We start from the raw sequence: 24,559 nt of genomic DNA on the forward strand, positions 1-24,559 counted from the left end.
CGCCGGCCCTTCCCCGCAGCGGGAGGGCCGGCGTCGATGTTTAACCGCGTTCCCGGAAGAAGGTCAGAAGTTCCCGGCGTTCCGGACGTCCCGCCGGGCCGGGCGCAGCAGCAACGCCGCAACTATCCCGCCGGCAGCGCCGCCGAGGTGCGCCTGCCAGGAAATGTAGCCGGCGAAGGTGGGCAGCACGCCGAAAAGGATGCCGCCATAGGCCAGGAAAAGCACCACGGAGAGCAGGATCTGGCCCCAGTGGCGGTTGATGAAGCCGCGGACCAGCAGGAATGCGAACAGGCCGAAGACCAGCCCGGAAGCTCCGACGGTGACGTTGTCGCCGATCAGCCAGACCGTGGCCCCGGAGCCGAGCCAACTCGAGGCCAGCGCGGTCAGGAAGACCCGCAACCCGGACAGGAAGACCAGGAACCCAAAGATGATCAGCGGCAGGGTGTTGGAGAGCAGGTGGCCCAGGTTGGCGTGCAGCAGGGGAAACGTCAGTACGTCCAGGAGCCCGTCCGGGCTCCGCGGGCGCAGCCCGAAGGTCCGGTTCAGCGAGTGCAGCATCAGCGTATTGAGGATCTCGACCGCGTAGAGCAGCAGCACGAAGCAGCCCACCACCAGCAGGCCCTGGCGGGCCCGGGCGGCGGGAGTGTCGCGGCGCCGCTCCCCCTTGGGCGCTTCGAGCACGGCGGCCGCCTAGTGCACCACGATCGGCTGGAAGCCCTCGGCGCGGAGCGCACCGAGGACCTGTTCGCAGTGCTCGTGGCCCTTGGTTTCGAGGTTGATCGTGATGGAGACGTCGCCCATGCTGATCGAGCCGCCCACCCGGGTGTGGTCCAGGCCGGTGACGTTCGCGTCGTTCTCGGCAATGATCCGGGCGATGGTCGCGAGCGAACCGGGCCGGTCATCGAGCATCATCCGCACCGTCATGTAGCGGCCGGCGGCGGAGAGGCCGCGCTGGATCACTTTGAGCATGAGCATCGGGTCGATATTGCCGCCGGAGAGCACGACGGCGGTGGTCCCCGGGTTTTCGATCTTGCCCTCCAGCAGGGCGGCCACGCCGACGGCGCCGGCCGGCTCGACCACCATCTTGGCCCGCTCCAGCAGGAAGATCAGGGCCCGGGCCAGCGCATCTTCGCTGACCGTGACGACGTCGTCGACAAGTTCGCGGATGATGCTGAAGGGCAGCTGTCCCGGACGGCCCACGGCGATGCCGTCGGCCATGGTGGACACGCGCTTGAGCGGTACGAGCGCGTCAGCGGCGAGGGAGGGCGGATAGGCGGCGGCGTTCTCGGCCTGCACACCGATGATTCTGATCTCCCGGCCAAGCTCCTTGGCCCTGGCCTTGACCGCAACGGCGACGCCGGCCAGCAGACCGCCGCCGCCGACCCCCATCAGGATGGTGTCGACGGACGGGATCTGCTCGAGGATCTCGAGTCCGACCGTGCCCTGCCCGGCGACGATGTCGACGTCGTCGAACGGGTGCACGAAGACGGCGCCGGTCTCATCGGCGTAGCGCTTGGCCTCGGCCAGGGCCTCGTCGACGTTGTGGCCGTGCAGCACCACCTCAGCGCCGTGGCTGCGGGTGGCAGCCAGCTTCGGCAGGGCAACGCCCAGCGGCATGTAGATGCGCGCCTTGATCCCCAGCGCCTTTGCCGCCACTGCCACACCCTGGGCGTGGTTGCCGGCCGAGGCGGCGACCACTCCGCGTTTTTTCTCCTCGGCGGAAAGCTTCGCCATCCGAACGTACGCACCGCGGACTTTGAAGGAGCCCGCACGCTGCAGGTTCTCGCACTTGAAGTAGACTTCCCCGCCGGCCAGGGCGCCGAGGGCGCGGGACGATTCGACCGGGGTTCGGGTAATAATCCCGTCGAGCAGCTTCTGCGCCTCCAGGACATCGTCCAGCGTGACGGGCAGGCTCTCGAGGGTGTTCACGAATTAGTCTCCTTTGGGGTTTCCGGCGTCGGCGCCGGGGAGGCGGGCCTCCCTGATACTTGGGTCCTCGCCGGCGCCGGCGAGTGCAGGGGCCTGCTGCCAGCCCGCGGCTGCCAGCTCTCCATCATGTTCCCACGTTCGGGCGGCGATGTACCGAATCGACGAGTTTGCTACGGCGAGGATCGGCACGGAGAACAAAGCGCCCGGAATGCCGGCCAGGTAGGAGCCGGCAGCCACGGACAGGATGACGGCGACCGGGTGGAGGGAAACCGCACGGCCCATGATGAGCGGCTGCAGGATGTGGCTCTCGAGCTGCTGGACCAGCAGCACAATGCCGAGCATGATGAGCGCGTTGACGGGCCCGTTGGCTACCAGGGCCAGCAGCACGGCGATGACGCCGGTCACGAGCGCGCCGACCACGGGGATGAAGGAACCGATAAAGACCAGCACACCGAGCGGCAGCGCCAGCGGCACGCCGATGATTGCGGCGCCGACGCCGATCCCCAGGGCGTCCACGGCCGCGACGAGCATCTGGATCCGGGTGTAGCTGACCATGGACTTCCAGCCCCGCCGGCCGGCCCCGTCGAAGCCCGGACGGGCCCGCCGCGGCATCAGACGGACCAGGAAGCGCCAGATCCGCTGGCCTTCGAGGAGGAAAAAGATCGTGACGAACAAGGCGATCAGCAGGCCGGCGGCAAAGTGGCCGGCGGTGCTGCCGAAGTTCAGCGCCCCGCTGACGATGCTGCTGCTGTTGTTCTGAAGTGCGTTGGCCGCTTCTTTGACGTAGGTGTCGATTTCGGCCGCCGAGAGGTGCAGCGGGCCCTCGCCAAGCCAGTCCTGGACCTGCTGCACGCCGGTGAGCGCCTGGCCCCACAGCTCGCTGAAACCTGTGGTCAGCTGGCGGCCCACCAGGGTCAGCGCGCCGCCGACGAGGCCGATGAAGCCGAGGATGGTGATGGCCACGGCGGCTCCGTTGGGAACTTTGCGCTTGCGGAGCCAGTGCGTGACGGGGCTGAGCAGCCCGGCCAGCAGCGCGGCCACCATCACCGGGATGATCAGGAACGTGATCTTGCTGAGCAGCCAGATCAACGCGCCGGTCACGAGCAGGATTAGACCGATCCGCCAGGCCCATTCGGCCGCGATGCGCACGCCGTACGGAATGTCCTCTTCCTGCAGCTTCCGGCCGCTGCGGGCCGCCTGGGCCGGAAGCGGCACGCCGGTGCGGGCTGGCACGGGTGCGGCGCCCGGGACCGTGGCGGCCGCCGCGCCGTTTGCTGCGGCGGGCGTCGTGCCGGTTGCCGCGGGCGGGGCGGAGAGCTCCGGGGCGGCGTATCCGGGGAGTTGGGAGTCGGGGCGGGTGGCGGCGTCCTCAGCTGGCGTCATTTACCCATGATTCACCAGCGCGGCCGCTAAAGGAAACGCAGCAGCCGCCCGGGGCACTGAACCGCCGACGCCACCACTGCCGAAGGCGTTCCCGGCGGACTACCCTTCCAGCGCGGCGGTGATGCCCCAGGTCATGGTGAAGGACTCCCCCGGCGGCAGCCAGCCCAGCCCGTCGCCGCTGTTGAAGGCGTTGGCCGGGCCGGTCATCGGCTCCAGCGCCACGGCTTTGGTCCGGCCGGGCAGCCGGTCGGTGACGAACACGTGGGTATAGCGGCAGTGCGCATCCTGCCAGAGGCTCACGCTCCGCCCGTCCGGCGCCCGAAGGGTGCTGTGGGCGATGCCGCCATCGTCAAAGTCCAGGTCCGTGTAGGCACAGTCCAGGTCCAGCGTCCCGGCCAGCACTCCGGAACGGAGATCGAAGTGGCCGCTGACCGGTTCGGTGCTGCGCGGGATTTGGCGCTCGTCCGTCACCAGCCGGGTGCGTCCGCTGGCTGTCACGGTCAGGTCCTCGCTGGGAACGTCGCCGAGGCGCAGGTACGGGTGTGCGCCGAGGACGAACGGAGCCGGCTCTGCACAATCGTTGACCAGTGTCTGCCGGACCGTGAGGCCCAGGCCGGTCTCCAGTTCGTAGCGCACCCGGTGGCGCAGCAGGAACGGGTAGCCGTGCTGCGGAAAAATGGCCGCTTCAAGCGTCACGGAGAATTCCGATTCGTCCACCAGGGTGTACGAGGCGTTGCGCAGCAGCCCGTGGCTGGCGTTGTTGCGGGACACCTCGGTGATGTCGAGTTGCTGCTTCTTCCCGTTCAGGTACCAGACCCCGTCCTCCACCCGGTTGGCCCAGGGCGCCAAGGTGATGCCGGCGGCTCCCGGAGAGATGTCTGCGTCCCCGTAGCTCTCCGTTAACTGGACCCCGGCACGGCTGTAGAGCCGCAGCCCGGCCGCGAGCTCGGTCACCACGGCGAGGGCATCGCCCCGGCGCAGTTCGTACTGCCGGCCGCTCGCGTAGCGTCTGGCGGAGGCGTCCGGCCCCGCCGGGACGGCGGACGCTGCGTCACGGGAAGCTGTGGCGGAAGTTGAGGGGTCCATGGGCACCACGGTACCCAACGCCGGGCCGGACCGTCACCGGCGGGGCTTTGCCGGATTCTCCCGAAGTCTGATCGAATGATGGAATGCCCGCCACCAGCATCACCCGAAGCACCCTCGCAGACGGCCGGGAGCTCTTCTATTTTGCTGATGCTCCGGCCAGCGGACCCGACTCTTCGGCGAGCGCCGGCCGAGCAACCATGTTGGCCGCTTTCACGGACCGCCGCGAACTGGGCGGGCGTTCGTCCGCCGGTGAGTTGCGGTTTGATGCGCTGACCGGCGAATGGGTGGCCGTTGCGGCGCACCGGCAGTCCCGGACGCACCTGCCGCCGGCCGATCAGTGCCCGCTGTGTCCCAGCACCCCGGAAAACCTGTCGGAGATCCCCGCGCCGGGTTACGACGTCGTCGTCTTTGAAAACCGCTTCCCCTCCCTTGGCCCCGACGTCGGGATGCTCCCGGAGCAGCCGGGATGGGGAACCAGCGTGCCGGCCTCCGGGCGCTGCGAGGTGGTCTCCTTCACGCCGGAGCACACCGGTTCCTTCAGCGGCCTCAGTGATACCCGGGCCCGCACCGTGGTGGAGGCGTGGGCGGAACGGACCGCGGCGCTCAGCGCGCTGCCCGGTGTCCGCCAGGTCTTTCCGTTCGAGAACCGCGGCGCCGAGATCGGCGTCACCCTGCACCATCCACACGGCCAGATCTACGCCTACCCGTATCTGCCGCCGCGCGCCGCCGTGCTTGCCGCTGCCGCCCGGAAGCACTACGACGACGCCGGGGGCCGGGAGACGCTGACCGGTTCACTGCTGCGGGCCGAACGGGAAGACGGCAGCCGGATGGTGCTGGAAGGGAAGCACTTCAGCGCCTACGTTCCCTTCGCTGCGCGCTGGCCGCTTGAAGTCCATCTGGTTCCGCACCGGCAGGTCGCCGACCTCGCAGGGCTGGACGGCGAGGAACGGGATGAACTGGCGCGGCTGTACCTGGATCTACTGCGGCGGCTGGACGCCCTCTACCCCACCCCCACGCCGTACATCGCGGCTTGGCAGCAGGCGCCGCTGGACCGGCTGCTCCGCCCCGCCGGCTACCTCCACCTGCAATTGACCTCGCCCCGCCGCGCGGCGGACAAGCTGAAATACCTGGCCGGCTCCGAGGCCGCCATGGGCGCCTTTATTAACGACACCACCCCGGAGGAAGTGGCGGCCCGGCTTCGCGCTGCGGCAGCGACCTCTCCGGCCCGCACGGGAGGCGGCAATCCATGAGCAATTCCTCCGGCACCGGCACTCCGGCCCTGGACCTGGACGAACTCCGGTCACGGTTCACGGAGGTGTTCGGGGCGGTTCCCGACGGCGTCTGGCAGGCCCCCGGCCGGGTCAACCTGATCGGCGAGCACACCGACTACAACGAGGGCTTCGTGCTCCCCTTCGCCATCGACCGCACCGCCCGGGTGGCGGTCCGGTTCCGCGCCAACTCGGCCGTGCGGATGCTGTCCACCTTCGGGAACCAGGGACTGACGACGGCGGATGCGCATGTTCTCGACCCCGCGACCGCGAGGGGCTGGACCAAGTACCCGTTGGGAGTGCTGTGGGCGCTGCAGCAGCGCGGACTGGACGTCCCCGGCCTGGACCTGTTGCTTGACTCCGACGTGCCGCGCGGCGCCGGCCTGTCCTCCTCGCACGCCATCGAATGCGCCGCCATCCTGGCCGTCAACGAACTCGCGGGCGGCGGGCTCAGCGCGCACGACATGGTCCAGGCCACCCAGCGCGCGGAGAACGACTTCGTCGGGGCACCCACCGGAATCATGGACCAGTCGGCGTCGCTGCTGGGCGCTGCCGGGCACGCCGTGTTCCTCGACTGCCGGGACCAGGGCGTCCGGCTCGTGCCGTTCGACGCCGAAGCGTCTGGCCTGGTGCTGCTGGTTATCGACACCAAGGTCTCGCACTCACACTCCGACGGCGGCTACGCGGCCCGCCGCGCGTCCTGCGAACTGGGCGCCGACGTGCTCGGCGTGCAGGCGCTGCGCGACGTCGGTCTGGCGGACCTTGAGGAGGCCGCAGGCCTGCTGGATCCGGAGACGTTCCGCAGGGTCCGGCATGTCGTGACCGAGAACGACCGCGTATTGCAGGCCGTGGAGCTGCTGGAGCGCACCGGACCGGAGGCGATCGGCGGGCTGCTGGACGCCTCGCACGCCTCGATGCGGGACGATTTCGAGATTTCCTGTCCCGAGCTGGACCTGGCGGTGGATACCGCCCGGAGCGCCGGCTCCATCGGTTCCCGGATGACCGGCGGCGGGTTCGGCGGCTCCGCGATCGCCCTCGCGCCGGCCGGTGCCGAGCAGGAGGTGCGGGACGCCGTCGGACGCGCGTTCGCCCGTGCCGGTTACACCGCGCCGGACATTTTCCGCGTCCGCCCGGCAGCGGGAGCCCGACGCCTCGCCTGAACCGTTCCGGCCCCGGCGGCGCCCCCCGGTTCCCAAATTTCCGGGGCAAACCTTCCGGTGCCCACGGCCGAACGTGCCGGCGCCGAAACGCGAGAAGCGGGCCCCGCCGTCTGGCAGGGCCCGCTTCTCGCGGTTGTCTTACTGTGTACGGCTAAGGACTAGTCGTCGCCGCGGAGGATGGCCAGCAGGCGGATGATCTCCACGTACAGCCACACCAGGGTGACCGTGAGGCCGAACGCCGCGGTCCAGGAGAAGCGCTGCGGAGCGCCGCTGCGCACGCCGGCCTCGATGCTGGTGAAGTCCATGATCAGGGAGAACGCGGCCAGGCCGATCGCGAGCAGGCCGATGAAGACGCCCAGCGGGATGCCGAAGATCTCAAAGGAGGTGCGCAGGCCGAACGGGGACTGCACGGCGCCGGTCCACATCATCACCATGTTGATCAGCGCGAACACCGCGTAGCCGATCAGGGCGATCATGAAGAAGCGCATCGCCTTCGGCGTGGCCCGGACCTTCCCGCTCTTGAACAGTACGAGGGTCACGGCGAAGACCGACAGCGTACCGATCACGGCCTGCAGGCCGACGCCGGGGAACATTCCGTCGAGGATCCGGGTCAGGCCGCCGAGGAAAAGGCCCTCAAGGGCGGCGTAGGCGAGGATCAGGGCCGGCGACGGCTGCTTCTTGAAGGTGTTGACCAGGGCCAGGACAAAGCCACCCAGGGCGCCGACGATCATCAGCATGGAGGCCAGGCCCTGCGCCACCACCAGGGTGACGGCCGCGCCGGCAATGACGGCGGCCAGGCAGGCCGCCGTCTTCATGATGACGTCGTCGAAGGTCATCCGGCCCGAGTCGGCCGGTCCGGCGGCGGGACGGTTGTACATGTCCTGCAGCTGGTCGCTGCTCATCGCCTGCTGTGCCGGGTTCCATCCGCCCTGCGTCTGGCCGAACTGGGGCTGACCGTAGCCCTGACCGTAGGGAGCCTGTCCGTAGTTCTGACCGTAGCCCTGCCCGTAAGGGGCCGGAGGCGCCTGGGTGGCTCCACGGAAGTTCTTTCCGTTGAAGATCGGGTTTCCGCCAAGTGCCATTGCTGGTGTCCTCCAAATAAGGGGGTAAGTGATGAGTGGTCGCGAAGATCGGTACTCTCCACGCTACCAATTTCCACGTCCGGGCGGCAGGGAAAGTTCCCGCCGTCCCCGGCCGCAACACAACCGTGATCTCTGCCGTCCCGGCCGCGGCGCCGGCTCCCGGGCTTGAGACGTGAAGCGGGCCCTCGGGGCCCGGAAAACGGATTGTTTAGGCAGCATCCCAAACAACAAAAGTTTTCATTAGCCGAACTGAACTATCGTTTGGCCACAGCTTCATGGTCGTTACACGATCGCGACGTTTGAGCACCTCGGAGCGGCATTCGGGACGCTCCCGGGGCGGTAGCATTGGGCCAACAGGGTGACGGGCGTCACAACCAGTTCGTCTCCATCGCATCGAAGTATCAGCACCGCCCCGTCCCCTGATCGTTCGCAGCGGTTGCAACGGCGCAACCCAGACCACCCCCCTGTGGAGGTTTTCAATTTGAGAAGCACATCGAAAGGCCTGTCGCTGAGACGGCGCGGCGGACTGCTGAAAGCGGTGGGGGCCGTGTTCGCCGCCGTGGCCGCCCTTCTGCTGGTCATCGCCCCGGCGTCGCAGGCCACCACCCCTTCGCCGACACCGTCGCCGTCGAGCACCTCGTTCCAGAACAGCATCAGCGGCTTCCTCCGCGGCGATGACCGCGCCCCGCTTGCCGGTGTCACCATCACCGCCAAGGGCGGGGACTTCACCGGAACAACCAAGTCGGCTGCCAACGGCTCCTGGACCATCGGCGTCCCCACGCAGGGAACGTACGAGGTCGAGCTGGACACCAAGACGCTCCCTGAAGGCATCAAACTGGCCGACGGGCAGGAAAACCCGCGCAAGGTCACCTTCAGCCAGACCTCCAACCTCTCGGTGATCTTCGCCTTCGGCAAGGGCATCGTCGTCCAGCAGCAGGACTTCGGCAAGAACCTGCTCAACCGTCTGGTGGCAGGCCTCAGCTTCGGCCTGCTGCTGGCGCTCGCTTCGGTAGGCCTGTCGCTGATTTTCGGCACCACCGGCCTGACCAACTTCGCCCACGGCGAGATGGTCACCCTCGGCGCCGTGCTGGTTTTCGCCTTCAACGCCATGAACCTGCCGTTCTGGCTCGCCATTCTGCTCGCACTCCTCGGCGGCGGCCTCTTTGGTTACGTCCAGGACGCCGGGCTGTGGAAGCCGCTGCGGCGCCGCGGCACCGGCCTGGTCCCGATGATGATCGTCAGCATCGGCCTGGCCCTTGCTGTCCGCTACATCATCCAGTTCTACTTCGGCGGCGCCACCCAGCAGCTGCCCTTCGCCCAAAGCGCCGAAATCCAGCTCGGGCCGGTGTCGATCTCACCCAACAACCTCTGGTCCCTGCTGATCAGCGTGGTCGTTATCGCCATCCTCGGCGTCGTGCTGCTTAAGACCCGGCTGGGCAAGGCGACCCGCGCGGTGGCGGACAACCCGGCACTGGCCGCGGCCTCCGGCATCGACGTCGACTCCGTGATCCGGATTGTCTGGGTCACCGGCGGAATGCTCGCCGCCCTCGGCGGCATCCTCTGGGCTTACTACCGGCCCGGCGTCACCTTTGACATGGGGTCGCAGATCCTGCTGCTCATCTTCGCGGGCGTCACCCTCGGCGGCCTGGGCACCGTCTGGGGCGCCCTGCTCGGATCCATCATCGTCGGCATCTTCGTGGAGCTGACCACCGTCTTCGGCCTCGCCGCCGACCTCAAGTACGTGGGAGCACTGTTCATCATGATCGTTGTCCTCTTGTTCCGGCCGCAGGGCATCCTGGGCCGCCGCGAGCGCGTGGGTTAGGAGACAGACATGGACTTCGGATTCATTCTTTCCAGCGCAGCCGGTGAACTTTTCAGCCCGACGACGGCGGCGTACGCGCTTGCCGCGCTCGGCCTGGCGGTCCACTTCGGCTACTCCGGCCTGCTGAACTTCGGCCAGGCGGGCTTCATGGCGGTCGGAGCCTACGGCTTCGCCATCTCCACCTTGACGTTCCACGTGCCGTTCTTCGTGGGCCTGCTGATCGCCGTCGTCTGCTCGGCGATTTTCGCCTTGCTGCTCGGCATCCCGACGCTCCGGCTGCGGGCCGACTACCTAGCGATCGTCACCATCGCGGCCGCGGAAATCGTCCGCTACATCGTCACCACCAACCAGCTGACGTCCGTGACGGGCTCGGCCAACGGTCTGGCGGCCTTCGAGGGCGACTTCTACGCCATGAACCCGTTCCCCGAGGGGTCCTACTTCGGGATGAACAACCGTGACTTCTTCATCCGGGTGGTCGGCTGGGCGCTCGTGATCGTCTGCTGCCTGCTGGTCTGGCTGCTGATGCGCAGCCCCTGGGGCCGCGTCCTCAAGGGCATCCGCGAGGACGAAAACGCAGTCCGGTCACTCGGTAAGAACGTTTACTCCTACAAGATGCAGGCTCTGGTGATTGGCGGTGTCCTCGGCGCCCTGGCCGGCATGGTGTTCACGCTCCCCCGCGGAGCTGTGCAGCCGGCCAACTACGGCACTGAGTTGACGTTCTTCCTCTACACCTGCCTGCTGCTGGGCGGACTTGGCACTGTGCTGGGTCCCGTCATCGGCGCGATGATCTTCTGGGTCGTGCTCTCCCTCACCCAGGGAGTGCTGTACGGCCTGATCGAATCGGGCGCCATCACGTGGCTGAACACGGTCCAGGCCGGGCAGCTGCGCTACATCCTGGTCGGCATCGCACTGATGCTGCTGATGATCTTCAGGCCCCAGGGCGTCTTCGGCAACAAGAAGGAGCTGGCGTTCGCATGAGCACGAGCATGAACAGTGAAGCACCAAAAGCCGGTGGCGGGACGTCCGGTGCCGCCGACACTATCGACTACATGACGGATACGCGTCCGATTGCTGCCGGCGAGATCGCGCCCGGCTGCAAGAAGCGCGATCCGATTGTGGTGGCGGAGAACGTCACCCGCAGCTTCGGCGGCATCAACGCCGTCGACGTCGAGTACCTCGAAATCCCCCGGCACAAGATCACCGCTTTGATCGGTCCGAACGGGGCGGGCAAAACCACCTTGTTCAACCTGCTCACCGGCTTCGACACTCCGAACTCGGGCAAGTGGCAGTTTGAAGGCAACGCCCTCGCCGGCGTCTCCTCCTACAAGGTGGCGCGGATGGGTATGGTCCGCACCTTCCAGCTGACCAAGGTGATGGGCAAGCTCACCGTGATGGAGAACATGCGCCTGGGCGCTTCCAACCAATCCGGTGAGAAGCTCTACAAGGCCCTGTTCAAAGGGATCTGGGGCGGCGAGGAAAAGAAAATCACGGCACAGGCCAACGTGCTGCTGGAGAAATTCAAGCTCGACGCCAAGAGGGACGACTACGCCGCTTCGCTCTCCGGCGGCCAGCGCAAGCTGCTGGAAATGGCGCGTTCGCTGATGGTGCGCCCGAAGCTCGTCATGCTCGATGAGCCGATGGCCGGCGTCAACCCGGCGCTGACCCAGTCCCTGCTGGACCACATCAAGAACCTCAAGGCGGAGGGCATGACCGTCTTGTTCGTCGAACACGACATGCACATGGTGCGCCACATCGCCGACTGGGTCGTGGTGATGGCCGAAGGCAAGATTGTGGCCGAAGGCCCGCCCGCAGAGGTCATGAAGAACCAGGCCGTGATCGACGCCTATCTGGGCGCCCACCACGACGTGGACCTCGGCGACTCCGAGGGCCTCAAGGAACTTGCTGCCGAACTCGAGGCGGACGAGGAATCCATCGTCGGCACCGAGAACGCGGGCCTGATCTCCGCCGACGTTCTGGCGAAAGAGGCTGCTGCTCGTGAGGGCACCAGGAACACTTCGCGCGGCAGGCGCAGCGCGGAGGAACCGCCCAGCGGCGAACAGCCGCCCAGCAACGTGAGGGAGACAGAATGAGCACCGTCAGCCCGGCAACCGCCGCCGCTAACGCCTTCGAGGGGGACTCCGTCGTCAAGGTCACCGATCTGGTGGCCGGTTACATTCCGGGCGTCAACATCCTCAACGGCTGCAGCATCGAAGCCCGCAAGGGCGAGCTGATCGGCATCATCGGTCCCAACGGTGCCGGCAAGTCGACCCTGCTTAAGGCCATGTTCGGTCTCGTCAAGGTGCACTCCGGCTCCGTCGTGGTCCGCGGCCAGGACATCACCGGTCTGAAGGCAAACAAGCTGGTCAGCCGCGGCGTGGGCTTCGTTCCGCAGACCAACAACGTGTTTGCGGCGCTGACCATCGAAGAGAACCTGCAGATGGGCATGTTCCAGCGGCCCAAGGACTTCGCCCAGAGGTTCGACTTTGTCGCTGGCCTGTTCCCGGAACTCGCCAAGCGGCGGGCCCAGCGTGCCGGTTCGCTCTCCGGCGGCGAGCGCCAGATGGTTGCCATGGGCCGTGCCCTGATGATGGACCCGGCCGTGCTGCTGCTCGACGAGCCCTCGGCAGGCCTCTCCCCCGTCAAACAGGACGAGACGTTCCTGCGGGTGCACGAGATCAACCGGGCCGGTGTCTCCGTCATCATGGTGGAACAGAACGCCCGGCGCTGCCTGCAGATCTGCGACCGCGGCTACGTCCTGGACCAGGGCAAGGACGCGTACACCGGCACCGGCCGGGAACTCATGAAGGACCCCAAGGTGATCCAGCTGTACCTGGGCACCCTGGCCGACACCGTCGAGTAGTTCCGCCGTCACGAGGGGCCGTCACACCGGTGGCGGCCCTTCTGCGTGCCCGGCAGTTTCCGGCTCCGGCTAGCAGGCACTTGCTCGGCGCCTGCGCTCGTTCCTCCCCGGCGGCACCCTCCCCTCGCAAGCTCGGGCAGGGCACCCTACCGCCGTGGGCCCACCGCAACAACGGCGCTTTCGCAAGCGCCTGCCCCCGTCGCCTGCATTGTTTGCTCGCCAGGACGTTTTCGCACCGGTTCCGGGCCTGCGCCTCGCGTCTCCCCCGGCGGCGCACAAGAGACCCCCGTCCGGGTGGACGGGGGTCTCTTGTGGTTAGGGAGGGGCGAGCTTACAGCTTGCCGAATTCTTCCTTGACGGGCTTGTAGGTGTTGTCATCCTGGAACTCGTAGATGCCGATGTAGGCTTCCGTCGGGTCACCGGCGTCAGAGAACGTTACGGGGCCGGACTGGCCGTCGTAGTCGATGTCCTTGCCGTTGCGGAGCAGGGTGACGCAGGAGGCGAAGTTGTTGCACTTCTCGCCGCCTTCAGAGACCGCCTTGAGCTGCTTGGCGATCTCCACGCCCTTCGTGCTCTTGGCCGCTTCAGATGCCAGCGCGATCAGGTTCACGGCGTCGTAGGATTCGCCTGCGTAGCTGTAATCCTTGAGCGCCGGGTCGATCGCGAGGAGCTTCTTCTTGAAGTCATCCTTGGCGAAGGTGCCCGGGATGGTGCCTTGGGCGCCCTTCAGGGTGCCGGGCTTGAAGTCCTTGCTGTAGTCGGACATGTTGCCGTCCACCATGAAGATCTGGGTGGGCTTGATGCCCTTGCCCGTCATGAGCGGAACAATGCTCTTGGCCTGGTCGAAGGTGATCAGCGCGATCGCGTCCGGCTTGGCCGCGAGGACCTTGTCCACCTGGCTGCTGAACTGTGAATCGCCCTCGTTGAACAGCTCCTGAGCCACGACCTTGCCGCCGGCGGCCTCAACCGCGGACTGGATGTTCTTGGCCAGGCCGGTGCCGTAGGCATCGTTGAGCACGATCATGCCGACGGTCTGGGCGCCACAGGTGGTCATGTAGTTGCCCAGGACCTTGCCCTGCAGCACGTCGGAGGGTGCGGTGCGCCAGTAGAGGCCCTTGTCGTCCCACGTGGTGAAGTCAGGCGAGGTGTTGGCCGGCGAGAACTGGATGACGCCTGCACCGGTGATCTGGTTGATCACGGTCTTGGAGACACCCGAAGAGGCGGCACCAATGATGGCGCTGACGCCCTGGCCCAGGAGCGCCGAGGTGGACTGGGTGGCGATGTCGGTCTTGGTGTCACCGGAGTCGCGGTGAATCACCTCAACGGGCTTGCCCAGCACGCCGCCGGCGTCGTTGATCTCCTTGATGCCAAGGTTGACACCGGCGATTTCAGGCGGGCCGAGGAACGCCAGGGATCCGGTGGTCGGCAGCAGCGAACCGATTTTGAGCGCGGTTTCCGTGGTGGTCGTGGCCGGCGGCACGGAACCTGCCGCGGCCGCGGAACTGCTGGCCCCACCTGAGGCACTGGGCGCCGGGCAGGAGATGCCTGCGGCCTGACCGGATGCGGAACCTGAAGCTGAACCTGAACCGCTTGACGTGGGAGTGGACGAACCGCCACAAGCCGTAGCCAGAAGGGCGACGCCGATGCTAAGCGCTGTGAGCTTAGCGACGCGCGGCGCCACCTGGGGGAGTGAAGTCATAGAGAAGTCTCCTCGATCTAAAGGTGCGAACGGCCTTTGATGCGAAAGATCAGGTGTTCCTGATTTACTTCAAGCTAATGCAATTTACCCGTGAAGATAAGTGACTAGGGTCACATCCTTATAACACTGGTTGCCTAGGGGGAATCAGGCCCGGGTTGCCGGCTGGGGCTGTCCCGCGGGCCGCCGTCGAATGACCCCTTTCCGCGGCTCAGCCGACGGCAGTTTTGTACCCCAGGTGGGACTCGAACCCACAACACGCGGATTTTAAGTCCGCTGCCTCTGCCAATTGGGCTACTGGGGCGCCCGGTCAATGGTATCCCGCCGGGAAGACCTTACGCCCCGGCCTTGGGACCGTTGAAGGGTTCTGCGAAGCGGAAGGTTCCGCTGACGCCGCCGGGCCAGAGCGCCAGAGGCAGCAGTTGGAAGTTGTCCCCCCAAGCGGACTCGGGCGGCTGGACGCCGAGGGATGTGGAGGGGACGAAACCGAACCGGGCGTAGTAGTCAGGGCTGCCCAGCAGCGCGATGCCTCGCTCCCCCGCCGCGTTCGCCCGGTCGATTGTCTCCTTCATCAGCGCCGACCCGATGCCGTGCCGCTGGAGCCGGGGCACCACCCCGAGCGGCCCGAGGCCCAGCAGCTCCAGCTCCCCCGCCCGGCCCCGGGTGCTGATCACATGGCCAACGACTTCGCCGCCGAGTTCCGCCACGATGCTGAAGTCCGGCAGATACTCCGCGCAGTCGAAGAGCCGCCGCAGGAGGTCCACTTCCTCCGGCTCCCCTTCGACCGGCAGGCCCGTGACGGGCGAGATGGCGAAAGCCGCCGCGGTAAGCGCCAGCAGTTCAGGCCGGTCGGCCGGCTCCTCGGTGCGCAGCACCAGTTCGGGCGCCGGCAGTTCGGTGCCACCGTTGCCTACGCGGCTGGCGGCTGAGACCTCGTGGAGGATCTCCAGCGCGCGTTCGGCGTCGGCTACAGGAACCAGCAGGTGGTCATGGTGGAAGCCCGCCAGTACGTTACAGCTGATCTTCGCCTCGGTCAGGGCGGCACTCACAGCCGCTGTGAGCCCCACCGCCTCCAGTGATGAGTGCACCTGCAGGGTGATCCAGGCTGCCACGAAGTCGTACTTCAGGCCCAAAGCATCGGCGTCCGTCCGCGGGAGCACGACGGTCAGGCCCTCCGCTTCCCGGACGGCGGCGGCGATGTGGCCGGCCAGCGGTTTGCCGTCCGGCCAGAGGGCATAGACGTACTCGCCTTCCCGGGTCACCGGCCGCAGGGCAGCGAGGAGGGTATGCAGGTCCTTTTCAGCGGGAGTCATCGACCCAGTCTAGACAGCGGGCCGGCCGAGTGAGCCGACTCGGCTCGCGAACGGGCGAAGCGGGCCGGCGGGACCAACGACGACGGCGACCGCCCCCGGAGAAGGGGGCGACCGCCGTCGTTGTGGTGCTGGGGGCTACTTGGAGTCGGCCGCGACCGGTTGCTTGGCAGCTGCCTCTGCAGGCTTCTCAGCCGCCGGAGCCGCGGGGGCGGCGGCCGGCTTGGGAGCCGGGGTCGCGGCGGCGACGAAGGCGGCCCGGGGGTTGTCCAGGTCCATCAGCTGCGTGGTGTCCCGGCCCAGGAACAGCGTCCAGAACCAGCCGGAGATGACGCGGATCTTGCGCTCGACCGTCGGCATGGCCAGGCCGTGGTAGCCGCGGTGCGCGAGCCAGGCCAGCGGGCCCTTTAGCCCGATCCGGCCGAGGAGGTTGATGTTCGCAACGCCCTTCCACTGGCCGAAGCCGGCGACGGCGCCCAGGTTCTTGTGCTTGTAGTCCTTGAGGTCCTTGCCCCAACGGGAGGCCCAGACGTTCTCGGCCAGGACCTTTGCCTGGCGCAGCGCGTGCTGGGCGTTGGGAACGCAGGTACCGTCCGGCAGGCCGCTGCCCGTCAGGTCCGGTACGGCGGCGATGTCGCCGGCTGCCCAGGCGTTCTCGACGATGCCCTCGTCGCCGGCAATGCGGAGGTCGGCGAGGACGCGGACACGGCCGCGCGGCTCGAGCGGGAAGTCGGTGGAGCGGACCATCGGGTTGGCCTGCACGCCGGCGGTCCAGACGAGGGTGTCGGACTCGAATTCCTGCGCGGGGGTCTTGTCCGGCAGGTTGATGAGCTTCAGGGAGCCCTCGGCGTTGTCCAGCGAGGTGTTCAGCAGCACCTCGATGCCGCGGCTGCGCAGGTGTTCGACGACCCAGTCGGCCTGCTTGGCGGTGACTTCGGGCATGATGCGGCCCATGGCCTCGACCAGAACGAAGCGGACTTCCTCCTGCTTGACGCGGGGGTTGTTCTTGACCGCGGCGCGGGCGAGGTCTTCCATTTCGGTGAGGCACTCGATGCCGGCGAAGCCGCCGCCGACCACGACGAATGTCAGGGCACGGGCGCGCTCTGCCGGGTCGGTCATCAGCGAGCCGGCTTCGATCCGCTCGAGAACGCTGTTCCGCAGTGCGACGGCTTCCTCGATGGTCTTCAGGCCGATGCCCTTGTCCGCGAGGCCCTTGATCGGGAACGTGCGGGTGATGGCACCGGCGGCCAGCACGACGTCGAAGTAGGGAATCTCGAAGTTCTCGCCGCCGTCGACCGGAGCCACCACGGCGGTGCGGTTGGCGTGGTCGATCGAGGTGACGCGGCCCTCGATCAGTTCGGTCTGCTTGAGGTGCCTGCGGTGCGAGACGACGGCGTGGCGTGCCTCGATGTTTCCGCCGGCGACTTCCGGCAGGAACGGCTGGTAGGTCATGTAGGGCAGCGGGTCGACGACGGTGACGATGCCACCGGCTTTTGCGATCTTCTTCTGCAGTTTGAGGGCTACGTACAGGCCGACGTACCCGCCGCCGACGACGAGTACCCTGGGACGGTCCTGGAGCTGAGGAGTGGATGCCATGGGTCTAAGAATACCGCAGTTTGTGAAAAACTTCACTAACTAGCCGGCGGGTGCTCCCCGGCCGGATCCGTTGTGCCGCCGTCCTCGGCCGGGGTTCCGCGGACAACCCTGCGGAGCTGGATGGCAGCGCCGGCAATAATGCAGACGAAGAGGCCGCCAAAGCCGAGCACCACCATGGCCGGGACGGCGGTGTCGGCCGGTGAGGGTGCTTCTGCCACCGGTACGGTCGGCTCCGGCAGCGTTGGAGCCGCGCTGGACGGGCTGGGAAGTGCCACGGGCGCAGGGCTGACCGGGTTGCCCCGCCGGTGCACGCGGATCCAGTCGGAGATAGACCCGAGCGGGTTAACCTCGCTCTCCGGTACGTCGGCCTTGAGGGCGGCTTCGGCGTCGAGCACGCCAAAGCCGTACAGCGGGTCCTTGCCCGGCCTCCCGGCGTCTTTGGCGGTGCTGACAATCCGGTTGATGACCTGGCTGGCCGGCATTTCCGGCCACTTGGAACGGATCAGCGCTGCCACGCCGGCGACGATGGGGCAGGCGCCCGAGGTGCCCGCCCACTCGGCGTACCCGCCGCCGGGCAGCCCGCCGACCAGGTTCTCAGCCGGGGCGGCCACCCCGATGCTGATGCCCTGGGAGGAAGAGTCGACGCTGGCGACGCCGTTGCGGTCCAGACCGGCCACCGTCAGCACGCCCGGGATTGTTGCCGGCGCACCGACCTGGACGTTCCCGCCCACCCGGTTGCCGGCAGCGGCGACTATGACGACGTCTTTCTGTTCGGCGTACAGGAACGCCGCATCCCAGCTTTGCGGCCACTCCGGAGAGGTGCTTCCCAGCGAGATGTTGATGACCTGGGCGCCGTTGTCCACGGCCCAGCGGACAGCCGCAGGTATCTGGTCCTGGTCGCTTTTGCCGCCGGGGTTGGCGGAGCCGAGCCAGGTCGACACGGAGAGGATCTGGGCTTCCGGGGCCACCCCGACAATCCCGTCCGGGCCGGGTCCCGGCGTCGGCGACGGGCTGGGGGTTGGGCTGGCGCTCGCGCCGGGGCTCGGGCTGGCTGGCGGCGGCTGGTGCCCCCGGCCGGCGAGCATCGTCGCCACGAGGGTGCCGTGTTCGGGCTTGGCGCCGATGCTCTTCTGGCCGTCGGGGCCGCCTGCTCCGGACACGTCCGCTCCCCCGGCGAGCACGCCTTTGAGGTCCGGGTGCTTGCCGTCCACGCCGCTGTCAATGACGGCGACCTTGACGTTGGCACCCTTTGAAACCTCCCAGGCCTTGGTGATCCCCGACTCGGCCAGCCAGTATTCCTTGTCCCTGGTGGCGTCGGCGTGGGCTGCCGGTGCCATGGAGAGGGCGGCACTGCTGCCGACGAGGGCCAACGCCATTAACACGGAGGCGGTCCGGCGTCGCCGGGCTGTTGCTCTGGTCATTCGGGTCCAATCGGCGGTACGTCTGCGGGCGCCGCAGATTGGCGCGAAAGCTAGCTGATGCTCAAGGCAATTCCGTCAAGAATATCGTGCTCACTGGCGATCGCCGTCGTGATCCGGCCCTCCGTGACCTCCGCCATGCGTTCCAGCACCCGGCGCCAGACCAGTCCCCCGGCACCAATAACGTCCACGCGGCCGGGGTGCATGTACGGCAGGGCCGCACGGTCTTCCCGGCTCATTTCCAGCAGCGAGGTGCAGGCTTCCCGGGCAGCGGCGAGGTCGAGTTCGGCGCCGTGGATGGCCGCCGGTGAGTACTCCGGCAGCTTCAGCGCGTGCGCCGTGATGGTGGTGACCGACCCTGCCACGCCGATCACGGCCGTGGCCCGGCCCAGCGGCACGGTCTGTGCGGCCTGGCTGATGGCGGCATCGACGTCGGCTTCCGCGGCGGCGATCTGCTCCGCGGCGGGCGGGTCGGCTTTCAGGTGGCGTTCGGTCATGCGGACGCAGCCCACGTCGACCGACTTGGCGGCGATCACGCCGTCGGCGTCCCCGAGGACGAACTCGGTGCTGCCGCCGCCCAGGTCCACCACCAGCACGGGGTCCTGGCCGCGCGAGGGCAGGACGCTGCTGGCCCCGGCGAAGGACAGCGCGGCTTCCTCGTCCCCGCTGATGACCTCGGGTTCGACGCCGAGCAGGTCGCGCACACCGTCGATGAAGACCTGACGGTTGCGGGCGTCGCGGGTGGCGGAAGTGGCGACGAAGCGGACCTTTCCGGCGCCGTGCCGGCGGATCAGCTCGGCATAGTCGCGGGTGGCGTCGAGGGTGCGGTCCAGCGCCTCAGGGGCGAATTCCCCGGTGGCGTCGACGCCCTGTCCGAGGCGGACGACCCGCATCTCGCGGTGGACGTCGGTGAGCTGTGGCGCAGCGCCGTCGGCAGCCGCCACGTCGGCAATCAGCAGGCGGATGGAGTTGGTGCCGCAGTCGATCGCGGCCACGCGGCTCACTGGCCGGCTCCGGTGCCGGCTGCAGCGCCGGTGGTTGCTGCGTCGGTGGCGGCGGTGCCGGTTCCACTTTTCCGTACCGGCGCGGGCCGGCCGACGATGTCCGGAAGGCCTTGCGGGCCGTGGCGGCTGAGGTCCCGCGACGGTGCCTCGCCCCCGGTGTCCCAGGCGCCGTCGCAGTAGCACCGGTCCCGGGTCCACCACTGGCTGATGCCGGCGATCGCCTCGTCGCCCAGCGGGTTGACGCCGGGCCCGGCGGCCAGCGACTGGCCCACCAGGACGTGCAGGCATTTGACCCGGGTGGGCATGCCGCCGGCGGAGATCCCGTCGATCTCGGGCACCGCACCGATGCCGGAGCGGGCGCCGATGTCCGCGCGGGACTGCAGGTAGGCCTCGTGCGCTGCGCGGTAGCGGTCCGCCAGTGCGGCGTCCGCACCCAGCCGCTCGTTCATCTCGTTCATGGTGCCGGCTGCTTCCAGCCGGGACACCGCCGAGGTGATGACCGGGTGGGTGAGGTAGAAGGTGGTGGGGAACGGCGTGCCGTTGCTGAGCCGCGGCGAGGTGGCCGCGACCAGGGGGTTGCCGCAGACGCAGCGGGCCGGAATTTCGACGACGTCGCGGACCGGCCTGCCGAGCTGGCGGCTCAACACGTCCAGGTCGCGGGCCGACGGCTTGCGGGAGTCCTCGGGCGCGGCGGCGGGATCCGCTTCGCCGATGGTCCCGCTCCGGGGAGCGTCCGTTCGGTTCTCGTCCACTGGCGCGGCACCTTCCTGCCCTGTTGGGGTTACCGGCTGCGGCAATCCGGCGGCGGGCACCGCTTTTAGTCTGTTGCCGACCGCCTGATGGACTCCCAGAGGGAGTCCACCCATGGCAGATCGGCCGGGTCTGAGGTTGTTCCTGCTGCGGCACCGGCTCCGGAGGTCCCGGCAGGAAGATCGCTGCCGAAAACCCAGTAGCCGGTTTCACCGGGCATAACCATGTTAATGCGGTCGCGGGCCTGCTGCTTCACGTAGTTCGGGTCCTGCCAGCGCGAGACCTGGCGCTTGAGGTCGTTCTGCTTCGTTTGTTTGGCGGAAATGTCGGCCTCCAGCGCCGCGATCTCGGCCCGCTTTTCCACGAAGATCTTGACCGACGGAGCCAGCATGATGGTGATGGCGACCATTACCAGGGCGAGGGCCAGCATCCGGCCGGAGAACGCTTTCGCCGGAACGGGATCCAGGTTGCCGGCGTCGCTCCCGCGTTCCGTGGCCGAGCCGGGCCTGGTCTTGGACCCGCCCTCCGACCGGGCTTTGCCGGCGCCTGCATTGGCTCCGGCACTGGCCCGTGCACGGGACGGCTGCGCAGGCGAGGGCTGCGCGGGCGCGGACCGGGCAGAGCCGGCGGCGCCGGCTTCCGGCCGGGGCTCTTGCCGCCCGCCGAAGTCGGCTCGAATGACGTCGCCGCCGTCGGCTCCCCCGTGGCCGGCGGCCGTGGGCTTCGGGGCCGCTGCGGCGGCCCGGGGAACCTTGGGTCGGCGGGTTGCCATGTCACTCCTTAAAACAGGCCAAAAAGAACCGGCCAAAACAGAACCGGTGGCCATGGTTCTTCCACCATAGCCACCGGTTACTGGTTTATGCCGGTACTAGCCCTTGAAACGCGGGAAGGCGCTGCGGCCGGCGTAGCGTGCGGCGTCGTCGAGCTCTTCTTCAATGCGCAGCAGCTGGTTGTACTTAGCGACGCGCTCGGACCGTGCCGGCGCCCCGGTCTTGATCTGGCCGGCGTTGGTGGCCACCGCGATGTCGGCAATCGTGGTGTCCTCGGTTTCGCCGGAGCGGTGCGAGGTGATGGTGGTGTACCCGTTGCGCTGGGCCAGGGACACGGCGTCGAGCGTCTCGGTCAGCGAACCGATCTGGTTGACCTTGACCAACAGGGAGTTGGCGGTCTTCGAATCGATGCCGGTCTGCAGGCGCTCCGGGTTCGTGACGAACAGGTCATCACCAACGATCTGGACCTTGTCGCCGATGGAGTCCGTGAGGGTCTTCCAGCCCTCCCAGTCGTTCTCGTCCAGCGGGTCCTCGATGGAAACCAGCGGGTAGTCGGCCACCAGCTCCGCGTAGTACGCGCTCATGTCGGCGGAGCTCAGGGTCTTGCCCTCGAACTCGTAGGAGCCGTTCTTAAAGAACTCGGAGGAGGCGACATCCAGGGCCAGCGCAACATCCTTGCCCGGCGTGTACCCGGCGTTCTTGATGGCTTCCTGGATCAGGTCCAGGGCGGCGCGGTTCGACGGCAGGTTCGGGGCGAAGCCGCCCTCGTCGCCCAGGCCGGTGGCCAGGCCCTTGGACTGCAGCACGGCCTTGAGCGCGTGGTAGACCTCAACGCCCCAGCGCAGGCCCTCGGAGAAGGTTTCGGCGCCCAGCGGGACAACCATGAACTCCTGGATGTCGACGTCGGAGTCGGCGTGCGAGCCGCCGTTGAGGATGTTCATCAGCGGCACCGGCAGGACGTGCGCGTTCGGGCCGCCCAGGTACTTGTAGAGCGGCAGGTCCGCGGAGGCGGCTGCGGCGTTGGCCACGGCGAGGGAGACGCCCAGGATCGAGTTGGCGCCGAGCTTGCTCTTGTTGGCGGTGCCGTCCAGGTCGATCATGGCCTGGTCGATGCTGCGCTGGTCGGTCGCGTCGAAGCCGATCAGGGCGGGGGCGATCTGATCGATGACGGCGTCGACGGCCTTCTGGACGCCCTTGCCGAGGTAGCGGCCCTTGTCGCCGTCGCGGAGTTCCACGGCTTCGTGCTCGCCGGTGGACGCGCCGGAAGGAACGGCCGCGCGGCCGATCTGGCCGTCGGAGAGCAGGACTTCAACTTCTACGGTCGGGTTGCCGCGGGAATCAAGGATTTCGCGGGCGTGAATGGCATCGATAAGGGCCATGAATATGCTCCTTTAGGTGAAGCGGCTGGGGAATCTGACTGCTGGAAAGTTCGCGGTGGATCAAGCTGGAATCCGACGTCCTCGTCGCCCCTAGCCTAGTCGAGAGTGGGATAAATTACGGAAAGTTATCCGGGGGCCGGACGCCCGGACGCCGGGGACGGACTGCCGTTACCCGGACCGCCGGCATTGTTGTCCTGGAACCGGCGGTTGGCCGCCCGCAGGGCCCGTTCGGCATCCAGGCCGCCGCGGCGGGCGGCGACGACAATACCGAAGAGCAGCTCCCCGAGTTCGTCCTCGGTGGCTAGCTCGACGGCGGGCGGGAGTTTGTGCTCACTGGCCGGCTCAGCGTCGGCCTCAGCGGTGGGGCGGGCGGCGGGCGGCCCAGGCGGCGGGAGCAGTCCGGCACGGTCGGCGCGGTCCAGCAGCTTTTGCGCCCGGGCCAGTGCCGGCAGCGCGGCGGGCACCCCGTCGAAGGCATGGCCGCGTCCGGGCTTCTCGGCTTTCTTGACCGCGTCCCACGTGAGCTCGATCTCCTGCACCGTGGCCGGGAAGGATTGTTGCAGCGAGCCATCGGGCTGGAAGACGTGCGGGTTGCGCCGGATCATCTTGTCGCGCAGCCCGCGGGCGACGTCGTCGAACTCAAAGGCGCCGCGCTCCTCGGCGAGACGGGCGTGCAGCACAACCTGCAGCAGAACGTCCCCGAGTTCAGCCTTCAACTCGGTGTCGTCGCCGCCGGTTTCGATGGTTTCCGCCACCTCATAGGCCTCCTCGAGGAGGTACTCAACGAGGGATTCGTGGCTGAGCGCACCCATCCAGGGGCAGTGGACGCGCAACTGGGCAATGACGTCCAGAAGCGCGTCCACGGCGTCGGAGTGCTTAGCCAAGGTCGGCGTAGGCCTCGTTGATGTATTCGACCAGGGCTTCTTTTTCCTCCAGCGGCAGGAACGCGGCCTCGGCGGCGTTCAGGGTCAGCTCGAGCAGGTCATCGAGGTCGTAGTCGAAGGTCTCCACGAGCAGCTCGAACTCGTCGGTAAGGGTCACGCCGCTCATCAGCCGGTTGTCCGTATTGATGGTGACGTTGAAGCCCAGCTGGTAGAGCATGTCCACCGGGTGGCTTTCGATGCCCTCGCCGAAGCCCGCGATGGCGCCGGTCTGCAGGTTGGAGGACGGGCAGATCTCCAGGGCGATACCGCGGTCCCGCACCCAGCTGGCCAGTTCGCCCAGGGTCACCATGCCGATCCGGTCGTTGACTTCATCGCTGTCGACGTCGAGGGCCGCGTCGTCGTCCTCGTCGAATTCGACGGTGACGTCTTCGGCGATCCGCACGCCGTGGCCCAGGCGCAGGGCCCGGCCGTCCACCAGGGCCGACTGGATGCTGTCCAGGCCTGCTGCCTCGCCGGCGTGGATGGTGGCCGGGAAGTTGTGCTGCGCAAGGTAGGTGAAGGCGTCCTTGAAACGGGACGGCAGGAAGCCGTCCTCGGCCCCGGCAATGTCAAAGCCGACGGCGCCCTGGTAGCGGTGGCGGACGGCGAGCTCGGCGATCTCCTGGCCGCGGTCGGCGTGGCGCATGGCGGTAATGAGCTGGCCGACCTGGATCTCGCGGCCGGTCTCCGAGACGGCGTCGACGCCGGCGTCCAGCCCGGCCTGGACGGCCTCCACGGCGTCATCCAGGGACAGGCCCTGCTGCAGGTGCTGTTCCGGTGCCCACCGCACCTCGCCGTAGATCACGCCGTCGTCCGCCAGGTCCTCGACGAACTCCTTGGCGACGCGGAACAGGCCTTCTTTGGTCTGCATCACGGCGATGGTGTGGTCGAAAGTTTCGAGGTAGCGGACCAGGGAGCCGGAGTCGGCGGATTCGCGGAACCACTCCCCCAGTGCCACCGGGTCGGTGGAGGGCAGCGCGTGGCCGGCCTTCTCCGCCAGTTCAATGATGGTGGCCGGTCGGAGTCCGCCGTCCAGGTGGTCATGAAGGGAAACCTTGGGAAGGCCCTTCAGGTCAAATTCGAGGTCAGGGGCTGCGTCAGGCATAGTCTCAGTCACGTTCCA

21 protein-coding genes and 1 tRNA gene are annotated in these 24,559 nt (G+C 67.8%); 6 read left to right on the top strand and 16 right to left on the bottom strand.

Going from position 1 to position 24,559, the window contains the following annotated elements:
• Positions 1-63 precede the first annotated feature (63 nt).
• The 4 genes from QFZ61_RS16040 to QFZ61_RS16055 form a co-directional block, all read right to left on the bottom strand.
• On the bottom strand, positions 64-681 hold the full coding sequence (locus QFZ61_RS16040) for a rhomboid family intramembrane serine protease (protein ID WP_307037691.1): 618 nt from the start codon (positions 679-681) through the stop codon (positions 64-66).
• A 9-nt stretch (positions 682-690) separates the two neighbouring features.
• A complete protein-coding gene (gene ilvA / locus QFZ61_RS16045; RefSeq protein WP_307037693.1) occupies positions 691-1,929 on the bottom strand; it encodes a threonine ammonia-lyase in 1,239 nt (412 codons plus the stop codon).
• A gap of 3 nt (positions 1,930-1,932) precedes the next feature.
• Positions 1,933-3,312, bottom strand: a complete 1,380-nt coding sequence (locus QFZ61_RS16050) for an AI-2E family transporter (RefSeq protein WP_307037695.1) — start codon at positions 3,310-3,312, stop codon at positions 1,933-1,935.
• 99 nt (positions 3,313-3,411) lie between these two features.
• Positions 3,412-4,398: an aldose 1-epimerase family protein gene (locus QFZ61_RS16055; protein ID WP_307037697.1), complete on the bottom strand. Its 987-nt coding sequence runs from the start codon at positions 4,396-4,398 to the stop codon at positions 3,412-3,414.
• 83 nt (positions 4,399-4,481) lie between these two features.
• Here QFZ61_RS16055 and galT point away from each other — a divergent pair, with 83 nt between their 5' ends.
• The gene (gene galT / locus QFZ61_RS16060; protein WP_307037699.1) at positions 4,482-5,648 is read left to right on the top strand and encodes a galactose-1-phosphate uridylyltransferase; all 1,167 of its coding nucleotides are present in this window, start codon (positions 4,482-4,484) and stop codon (positions 5,646-5,648) included.
• Complete coding sequence (gene galK / locus QFZ61_RS16065) at positions 5,645-6,826, top strand: galactokinase (protein ID WP_307037701.1); 1,182 nt, start codon at positions 5,645-5,647, stop codon at positions 6,824-6,826. Before galT ends, galK begins: the two co-directional genes overlap by 4 nt.
• Before the next feature lie 158 nt (positions 6,827-6,984).
• On the opposite strand, the gene QFZ61_RS16070 is transcribed toward galK, so the two are convergent.
• Entirely contained in the window at positions 6,985-7,908 is a 924-nt protein-coding gene (locus QFZ61_RS16070; RefSeq protein WP_307037703.1) for a Bax inhibitor-1/YccA family protein, read from the bottom strand.
• A gap of 538 nt (positions 7,909-8,446) precedes the next feature.
• On the opposite strand from QFZ61_RS16070, the gene QFZ61_RS16075 reads away from it, so the two are divergent.
• The 4 genes from QFZ61_RS16075 to QFZ61_RS16090 are packed head-to-tail and all read left to right on the top strand — an operon-like array spanning position 8,447 to position 12,590.
• A complete protein-coding gene (locus QFZ61_RS16075) occupies positions 8,447-9,730 on the top strand; it encodes a branched-chain amino acid ABC transporter permease (RefSeq protein WP_373427210.1) in 1,284 nt (427 codons plus the stop codon).
• A 9-nt stretch (positions 9,731-9,739) separates the two neighbouring features.
• Positions 9,740-10,708: a branched-chain amino acid ABC transporter permease gene (locus QFZ61_RS16080; protein ID WP_307037706.1), complete on the top strand. Its 969-nt coding sequence runs from the start codon at positions 9,740-9,742 to the stop codon at positions 10,706-10,708.
• Positions 10,705-11,820, top strand: a complete 1,116-nt coding sequence (locus QFZ61_RS16085) for an ABC transporter ATP-binding protein (protein ID WP_373427174.1) — start codon at positions 10,705-10,707, stop codon at positions 11,818-11,820. Before QFZ61_RS16080 ends, QFZ61_RS16085 begins: the two co-directional genes overlap by 4 nt.
• Positions 11,817-12,590, top strand: a complete 774-nt coding sequence (locus QFZ61_RS16090) for an ABC transporter ATP-binding protein (protein WP_307037709.1) — start codon at positions 11,817-11,819, stop codon at positions 12,588-12,590. Before QFZ61_RS16085 ends, QFZ61_RS16090 begins: the two co-directional genes overlap by 4 nt.
• A gap of 331 nt (positions 12,591-12,921) precedes the next feature.
• Here the strand turns inward: QFZ61_RS16090 and QFZ61_RS16095 are convergent, their stop codons facing one another.
• From QFZ61_RS16095 to QFZ61_RS16145, 11 genes are all read right to left on the bottom strand, one after another.
• On the bottom strand, positions 12,922-14,289 hold the full coding sequence (locus QFZ61_RS16095) for an ABC transporter substrate-binding protein (RefSeq protein ID WP_307037711.1): 1,368 nt from the start codon (positions 14,287-14,289) through the stop codon (positions 12,922-12,924).
• A 227-nt stretch (positions 14,290-14,516) separates the two neighbouring features.
• Positions 14,517-14,590: transfer RNA gene (locus tag QFZ61_RS16100), tRNA-Leu, on the bottom strand.
• Between the two features lie 31 nt (positions 14,591-14,621).
• On the bottom strand, positions 14,622-15,599 hold the full coding sequence (locus tag QFZ61_RS16105; RefSeq protein WP_307037713.1) for an N-acetyltransferase: 978 nt from the start codon (positions 15,597-15,599) through the stop codon (positions 14,622-14,624).
• Between the two features lie 135 nt (positions 15,600-15,734).
• Entirely contained in the window at positions 15,735-17,192 is a 1,458-nt protein-coding gene (locus QFZ61_RS16110; protein WP_307037715.1) for an NAD(P)/FAD-dependent oxidoreductase, read from the bottom strand.
• Positions 17,193-17,227: 35 nt separating this feature from the next.
• Positions 17,228-18,613: a S8 family serine peptidase gene (locus QFZ61_RS16115; protein ID WP_373427175.1), complete on the bottom strand. Its 1,386-nt coding sequence runs from the start codon at positions 18,611-18,613 to the stop codon at positions 17,228-17,230.
• Positions 18,614-18,663: 50 nt separating this feature from the next.
• Positions 18,664-19,614 carry a Ppx/GppA phosphatase family protein gene (locus QFZ61_RS16120; RefSeq protein WP_307037717.1) on the bottom strand — a complete coding sequence of 317 codons (951 nt, stop codon included), beginning with the start codon at positions 19,612-19,614 and terminating at the stop codon, positions 18,664-18,666.
• Entirely contained in the window at positions 19,611-20,366 is a 756-nt protein-coding gene (locus QFZ61_RS16125; RefSeq protein ID WP_373427176.1) for a DUF501 domain-containing protein, read from the bottom strand. Before QFZ61_RS16125 ends, QFZ61_RS16120 begins: the two co-directional genes overlap by 4 nt.
• Positions 20,367-20,431: 65 nt before the next feature.
• Positions 20,432-21,136, bottom strand: a complete 705-nt coding sequence (locus QFZ61_RS16130) for a septum formation initiator family protein (protein ID WP_307037719.1) — start codon at positions 21,134-21,136, stop codon at positions 20,432-20,434.
• A gap of 96 nt (positions 21,137-21,232) precedes the next feature.
• The gene (eno, locus tag QFZ61_RS16135) at positions 21,233-22,513 is read right to left on the bottom strand and encodes a phosphopyruvate hydratase (protein WP_307037721.1); all 1,281 of its coding nucleotides are present in this window, start codon (positions 22,511-22,513) and stop codon (positions 21,233-21,235) included.
• A 125-nt stretch (positions 22,514-22,638) separates the two neighbouring features.
• On the bottom strand, positions 22,639-23,325 hold the full coding sequence (locus QFZ61_RS16140) for a MazG nucleotide pyrophosphohydrolase domain-containing protein (protein ID WP_373427211.1): 687 nt from the start codon (positions 23,323-23,325) through the stop codon (positions 22,639-22,641).
• A gap of 64 nt (positions 23,326-23,389) precedes the next feature.
• On the bottom strand, positions 23,390-24,553 hold the full coding sequence (locus QFZ61_RS16145) for an adenosine deaminase (protein WP_307037725.1): 1,164 nt from the start codon (positions 24,551-24,553) through the stop codon (positions 23,390-23,392).
• Positions 24,554-24,559 lie beyond the last annotated feature (6 nt).

The sequence above is a fragment of the Arthrobacter sp. B3I4 genome (assembly GCF_030816855.1).
Lineage (GTDB): Bacteria > Actinomycetota > Actinomycetes > Actinomycetales > Micrococcaceae > Arthrobacter.